At 44.1% G+C, this 6,945-nt stretch carries 7 protein-coding genes; 6 read left to right on the top strand and 1 reads right to left on the bottom strand.

The features are described 5' to 3' along the window. Positions 1–511: 511 nt before the first annotated feature. The 4 genes from rpmH to jag all read left to right on the top strand — a co-directional run bounded on the left by rpmH (position 512) and on the right by jag (position 2,748). Positions 512–646: a 50S ribosomal protein L34 gene (gene rpmH / locus IGI69_RS16695; protein ID WP_002356012.1), complete on the top strand. Its 135-nt coding sequence runs from the start codon at positions 512–514 to the stop codon at positions 644–646. A gap of 147 nt (positions 647–793) precedes the next feature. Further along, entirely contained in the window at positions 794–1,129 is a 336-nt protein-coding gene (gene rnpA / locus IGI69_RS16690; protein WP_015510644.1) for a ribonuclease P protein component, read from the top strand. Between the two features lie 18 nt (positions 1,130–1,147). After that, positions 1,148–1,972, top strand: a complete 825-nt coding sequence (locus IGI69_RS16685) for a YidC/Oxa1 family membrane protein insertase (protein WP_010748469.1) — start codon at positions 1,148–1,150, stop codon at positions 1,970–1,972. Between the two features lie 17 nt (positions 1,973–1,989). Further along, positions 1,990–2,748, top strand: a complete 759-nt coding sequence (gene jag / locus IGI69_RS16680) for an RNA-binding cell elongation regulator Jag/EloR (protein ID WP_081116711.1) — start codon at positions 1,990–1,992, stop codon at positions 2,746–2,748. Between the two features lie 204 nt (positions 2,749–2,952). Here the strand turns inward: jag and IGI69_RS16675 are convergent, their stop codons facing one another. Next, positions 2,953–3,282, bottom strand: a complete 330-nt coding sequence (locus IGI69_RS16675) for a heavy metal-binding domain-containing protein (protein WP_016608917.1) — start codon at positions 3,280–3,282, stop codon at positions 2,953–2,955. A gap of 238 nt (positions 3,283–3,520) precedes the next feature. Here IGI69_RS16675 and mnmE point away from each other — a divergent pair, with 238 nt between their 5' ends. After that, positions 3,521–4,918, top strand: coding sequence for a tRNA uridine-5-carboxymethylaminomethyl(34) synthesis GTPase MnmE (mnmE, locus tag IGI69_RS16670; RefSeq protein WP_034859087.1), 1,398 nt, complete (start codon positions 3,521–3,523; stop codon positions 4,916–4,918). A 33-nt stretch (positions 4,919–4,951) separates the two neighbouring features. After that, the gene (gene mnmG, locus IGI69_RS16665; RefSeq protein ID WP_008376950.1) at positions 4,952–6,844 is read left to right on the top strand and encodes a tRNA uridine-5-carboxymethylaminomethyl(34) synthesis enzyme MnmG; all 1,893 of its coding nucleotides are present in this window, start codon (positions 4,952–4,954) and stop codon (positions 6,842–6,844) included. Positions 6,845–6,945: the final 101 nt, after the last annotated feature.

Here is a 6,945-nt window from a genome sequence, read left to right as displayed (position 1 = left end):
AAATTGTCCTCCTATAACTAAGAATAGATATAACTAAAATAGCACGGATTGAAAAAGTTTTCCACAGATTACGATAAAAAAGGTTAGAAAAAAATACTTTTCCACAAAACGGGATAAAAGAAAAATGGAAATGCACATGTTCGAAATTCGACTATCCACAGGTAGAAAAAGAATGTGAATAACTATAATAAAATCTCCTTTATCCACAGATAGATGTGAAGATCATGCCTTGATAATACTAGGTTTCGGGGTAGTTATCAACAGCTAAAAAAGTGATTGTGGAAAACTTTTCTACAGGCTGTTGGTTTGTGGAAAAAGCCAAAATAACTCTGGGGAAAAAGTTATCCACAAAAATTGGCTATAAACAGCAAACCCACACAAATCAAAGGGATTGTGGATAAAGAATGCCCGATTTTGAGCAAACTTCTTATTGACAAACTAGTACTTGACTCGTTATACTATCAAAGTATGTCTGTGCGCATAAGCATTAACCTGATGGAGGTGGAAATAAATGAAAAGAACGTATCAACCAAATAAACGTAAACGTCAAAAAGTTCACGGATTCCGTAAACGTATGAGTACAAAAAATGGACGTCGTGTTTTAGCTAGCCGTCGTCGTAAAGGCAGAAAGGTTATTTCTGCGTAAGCCACTGAATGCCAGTGGTTTTTTTTTATGCCGTTTTTGCGGAATATAGTGTCTGACTTTTGGCAAATATGGTATTATTGACAGGTGAGTGGTTACGGATTCAATCCGTTTCGCGAAGCTTAATTGAAAGAAGTGAAGGAACCGAAGATGAGAAAATCCTATCGAGTAAAAACAGAGCAAGATTTTCAAAAAGTTTTTCAGGCAGGAAATTCTTTTGCAAATCGGAAGTTCGTGGTGTATGTCTTACCTAAAGAGCAATCACATTTTCGAGTTGGTTTATCTGTAGGGAAAAAAGTCGGTAATGCAGTGAAGCGAAATGAGATCAAGCGCAAGATCCGTGCAAGTTTAACGGAAATGAAGCCGCGAATCGAACCAGCGGTCGATTTCATCGTGATCGCCCGTCCAAGTATCGCCACTTGTTCCTCAAAGGAAATCTACTCGAATTTAGAGCATGTCTTAAAGCTTGCCAAAATTATTCATTAATGGAAAGGAATTAGTTACGTGAAAAAAGGGAAACGCGTCTTACTATTTTTGGGAGTTCTCTCATTAGTAGTTGTCTTATCTGCCTGCGGTGCAACAGGTGAAGTAAATGCACAAAGTACTGGTCTATGGGACCGTTACATCGTTTATTATTTTGCAGAGGCGATCAAAGCCCTCTCCTTCGGCAATGCCGGGATCGGGATCATTCTCTTTACATTGATCATCCGGGTCATTTTGATGCCGTTGATGCACTTCCAAACCAAAAGCATGCGCAAAACGCAAGAATTACAACCGAAGCTAAAAGCGCTGCAGCAGCAATATGCGTCAAAAGATACAGAAACACAAAGTAAGTTAAAAGAAGAAACACAACGTTTGTATGCGGAAAACAATGTCAATCCCTATGCCGGCTGTCTACCATTATTGGTACAAATGCCGATTTTGATGGCCTTGTGGCAATCGATCTCACGGGTTCCTGCTTTGCAAGAAGGAAAATTCTTATGGCTGCAGCTGGGTGATCGTGACCCATACTTCATCTTGCCGATTTTAGCGGCGCTCTTTACTTTTGCAAGTACCTACTTATCAAGTATGAGCCAAGTGGAATCAAATGCGAGTCTGAAAATCATGAATTTCGCTATGCCGATGATGATCTTACTAATGGGGATCAACATTGCCAGCGGTCTTTCCTTGTACTGGGTTGTTTCTAATGCATTCCAAGTTGTGCAAACAATGATCTTAAATAACCCATTCAAGATTCGCCAAGAAAGAGAAGAAGCTGCCCGCAAAGAACGCGAGCGTGAACGTGCGCTGAAAAAAGCAATGAGTCCTAAAAAGAAACGGAAAAAATAAGAGGAGGTTGCACTGCAATGCCGATTTATGAAAATCTGACAGTAGATGAAGCAATTCAAGAGGGATTGCAAGTCCTTGGTATCACCAAAGATCAAGCAGTAATCGAAGTCCTGGATGAAGGAAAAAAAGGCTTCTTGGGTCTAGGAAAAAAACAAGCACGGGTCTCCATTGAAAAACGAATCGTTGAAGAACCGGCACCCGTTGAAGAAGTACCAGCAAAACCGTTGGTAGAACCAGATCCTGTGACGACAGAGGATGCAAGCAGTGTGATGGAAGCAGCAGCGAGCGAACCTGTTTTGCTGACGGATCTTTCAGATGAGGAAGCGCTGGCTCAGCTGGGACTCTATCTGACAAATATTTCAAAAGCATTGAATGCACCCGCCTTAGTAAAAACCGCTCGTCAAGACGGCGTGATCGTCTTTCATTTAGAAACGCAAAAACAAGGCATTTTGATTGGGAAGCACGGCAAAACCTTGAATGCACTGCAATATTTGGCGCAAGTGTATATTCACCGCATCGCGAAAAACAAATTGTCGATCGTAGTGAATGTCGGAGATTACCGTGAAAAACGTCAAGCGATCTTAGAACGTTTGGCTAGCCGTACTGCTGAAAAAGTCAAACGAACAGGCCGCCCAGTCTTTTTAGAACCGATGCCGGCGTTTGAAAGAAAGCAGATCCATTCAGTTTTGAGTAAAGATGCGTATGTTCAAACTCATTCTGAAGGGGATGAACCGTATCGCTACTTAGTAGTGGAACCTGCGGACAAACGAATTTAATGAAAAAAGGGAAAGGCGGTCTGACAAGCCTTTCCCTTTTTTGATGGGAAAAAGCGATTGACAACAAATTTAAAACCAAGTATCCTTGACTAGAAATCATTCTTATCAAAGTCAACATACGTTACGTAGGTCAGCCTTTGGTATCAAAAAAGAGTCCGTATGCCGCGGACTCTTTTTTGTATTTTTCTTTGATGATAGAGGCAATTAGCCGCCGATGGTTGATTGAGTAAATTGAACCACTGTACCATAGGCAAAGATCTCAAGGAAGGTTTTGTCGCCTTCGACGATGCGGTCATGTTCGAAATGACAGTTGATCACTGCATTCGCTCCGTAGCTGTGGGCGGTTTCTTTTAAGCGATAGGTCACATCTGCCAACAGGTCGTTCAAATTCACAGATGTATCAAATAGATCTACTTCGATTTTGTCTGCCGCAAAGACGATATCCCGCACGACGTAAGGCCGATTCACGTTTCCTGTCGATAAAATGATTTCTTTAATGCGAGCAGCGCTGTTTGATGATTTGATGGTTTCCATAATAGATCCCTCTTTTCTTATTCTTTGCTTTTATTTTAAAGGTTTTTGCGGACAGATGCAAAATTTAAAAGTTTTTGAAGGAAGCTTGCGACTCACGCAAAAATGTGCTAATCTATTTCCAGAATTTAATTGACAAGCAGTCAAAGTGCTAAGTCTACTCGTTTTTATTGATTTTCAATCAATTTGACGGGTGGAGTGGGCACTTTTTTTATGTGAAAAAATAGGAGGAGCATGCAACATGGCGAATATTACGCAAGAATTTGATACGATTGCCGCGATTTCCACCCCGCCAGGCGAAGGGGCCATCAGTATTGTGCGATTAAGCGGGGAAGAAGCGATCGCAATTGCGGATCGGATTTTTCAAGCAGGCACTAAAACCCTCGCCCAAGTCCCTAGTCATACGATCCATTATGGTCATATCGTGGACCCAGAAGAAAACCGTTTGATGGATGAAGTGATGCTATCAGTGATGAAAAAGCCGCGGACCTTTACCCGAGAAGATGTCGTCGAGATCAACTGCCACGGCGGGATCGTTGTCGTCAATCAACTCTTGCAGCTGGTTTTACGACAAGGAGCACGGTTGGCTGAGCCGGGAGAATTCACCAAGCGGGCCTTTTTAAACGGACGGGTTGACCTTTCTCAAGCCGAGGCGGTGATGGACCTGATTCGTGCCAAGACCGATAAGGCGATGAATCTCGCTGTCAATCAGCTGGATGGCAATCTTTCCCACTTGATTCGGACTTTACGCCAAGAGATCTTAGAGACGCTGGCGCAAGTTGAAGTGAATATCGATTACCCTGAATACGATGATGTGGAAGAATTGACGACCCGCTTATTGCTAGAAAAAGCCACGATGGTCAAAGGGCAGATCCAAGCCTTATTAGCGACTGCCCAACAAGGAAAAATTTTGCGAGAAGGTTTGAGTACTGCGATCATCGGTCGGCCGAATGTCGGTAAATCCAGCTTATTGAACCATTTATTAAGGGAAGAAAAAGCCATCGTGACAGACATTGCTGGTACGACTCGAGATGTCATTGAAGAGTATGTCAATGTTCGCGGGGTACCGTTGAAACTGATCGATACGGCTGGTATCCGCGAAACAGAAGATGTCGTTGAGAAAATCGGAGTCGAACGCAGCCGCAAAGCATTGGCAGAAGCGGAGTTGATTTTGCTGGTTCTCAACCAAAGCGAAGGATTGACCCAGGAAGACAAACAATTGCTGGAGCTGACTGCTGGCAGCCGTCGGATCATCTTATTGAATAAGACCGACCTTGAGCCAAAATTAGCACCTGCTGAGCTAGCGCAGTACGCAGCAGATGAACCGATTTTTTCTGTCTCTGTGTTGACCAACGAAGGCTTAGACCAACTGGAACAAGCCATTGCCGATCTATTCTTTGGGGGGAAAACCACCGACAAGGATGCTTCCTATCTTTCTAACACCCGCCACATTGCCTTATTAGAAAATGCCGTTCAGTCGTTGTCTGAGGTCATCCAAGGGATCGAAGCAGGAATGCCTGTCGACTTGGTTCAAATCGATATGACACGCTGCTGGGACTATCTAGGAGAAGTTGTCGGCGACAGTGTCCAAGATGAGTTGATCACCCAATTATTTAGTCAGTTTTGTTTAGGAAAATAAAGAATGCGCCACTGGCGTAAAAAGGAGAACACCATGCAAGAATATCAAGCAGAAAGTTATGACGTGATCGTTGTTGGTGCCGGCCATGCCGGATCAGAAGCTGCCTTAGCAGCCAGCCGAATGGGGGCAAAAACCCTTTTACTGACCATCAACTTAGACATGGTCGCATTCATGCCTTGTAATCCCTCCGTCGGCGGACCAGCAAAAGGCGTCGTGGTGCGCGAAATCGATGCTTTAGGCGGAGAAATGGGCAAAAATATCGATAAAACCTACATCCAAATGCGGATGCTCAATACAGGAAAAGGTCCCGCAGTGCGGGCTTTGCGGGCGCAAGCCGATAAACATGCCTATGCGGCTGAAATGAAACGAACGATCGAAAAAGAAGCCAATCTAACACTGCGCCAAGGGATCGTTGAAAAGCTGATCGTTGAAGAAGGCGAGTGCCGTGGCGTCGTGACATCTACAGGCGCTCGTTACCAAGCCCAAGCTGTAGTGATCACTGCAGGAACAGCGTTGCGAGGGGAGATCATCATTGGAGAGTTGAAGTATTCTTCTGGTCCAAACAACTCCCAGCCATCGATTGGATTAGCCGATCATTTGAAAGAGCTTGGTCTAGAGATCGCTCGTTTTAAAACCGGTACACCACCGCGGGTCAAATCCAGCACCATCAACTATGAGGTAACGGAGATCCAGCCTGGCGATGAACAACCGAATCACTTTAGTTACAGCACACCCGATGAAGCCTACAATCAAAACCAAGAACCTTGCTGGTTGACCTATACGAACGAAGGGACGCACCAAATCATCAACCAGAATTTACATCGGGCGCCGATGTTTACAGGGATCGTCGAAGGGGTAGGTGCCCGTTATTGTCCATCCATCGAAGACAAAATCGTGCGTTTTGCAGACAAATCTCGTCACCAACTATTCTTGGAGCCAGAAGGATTGAACACCGAAGAAGTGTATGTTCAAGGGCTTTCTACTTCTATGCCAGAAGACGTCCAAGTCCAAATGCTGCATTCCATCGCAGGTTTAGAAAAAGCGGAAATGATGCGGACGGGCTACGCCATTGAATATGATGTCGTGGTACCTCATCAATTGCGTCCAACATTAGAAACCAAAGTCATCGAAAACCTCTTTACGGCAGGACAAACCAACGGAACCAGCGGCTATGAAGAAGCGGCCGGTCAAGGCTTGATTGCCGGCATCAATGCCGCTTTGAAAATTCAAGGCAAAGAACCTTTCATTATGAAACGCAGCGACGGTTATATTGGTGTGATGATCGATGATTTGGTGACCAAAGGAACCAATGAACCATACCGTTTATTGACCTCTCGTGCCGAATACCGCTTATTGCTGCGTCATGATAATGCCGATCTGCGTTTGACCGAAGTGGGACATCAAATTGGGCTCGTCCCAGAAGCGCAATACGAAGCATATGTAGCGAAAAAAGAAGCTGTTGAAGCAGAAATCAAACGCTTGTCTAAAATCCGCATCAAACCAACGCCAGAAGTACAAGCATATTTGACTGCCAAAGGGACGGCCACCTTGAAAGATGGCGTTTTAGCAAATGAATTCTTGCGCCGGCCTGAAGTGACGTATGCGGAAATGCTGCAATTTATTGAAGCCAATGAAGCATTGAAACCAAAAGAGATCGAACAAGTCGAGATCCAAATCAAATACGAAGGCTATATCAAAAAAGCCCTCGAAAAAGTGGAGAAACTCAAACGGATGGAAGCCAAACGCATTCCTGAAAACATCGACTATGCCGCTATCAATGGCTTGGCAACAGAAGCCAAACAAAAACTGCAAAAAATCCAACCCGAAACCATCGCCCAAGCGAGCCGTATCAGCGGAGTAAACCCAGCTGATATTAGTATTTTGATGGTGTATATCGAACAAGGGAAGATTGCAAAGGTTAACTAAAGACGGTTAATATTCTTTGAAAAACCAATTTATAAATGGTAAATAGAGTGTCAAAAGCCCGCTACGAGAGTAACTCGCAGCGGGCTTTTTGTGTTAGCAAT

Origin of the sequence: Enterococcus sp. DIV1083b, assembly GCF_051713705.1 — a bacterium.
GTDB lineage: Bacteria > Bacillota > Bacilli > Lactobacillales > Enterococcaceae > Enterococcus_D > Enterococcus_D casseliflavus.
The sequence above is the reverse complement of the archived record's forward strand: the minus strand, read 5'-3'. Positions and strand labels throughout refer to the sequence as shown.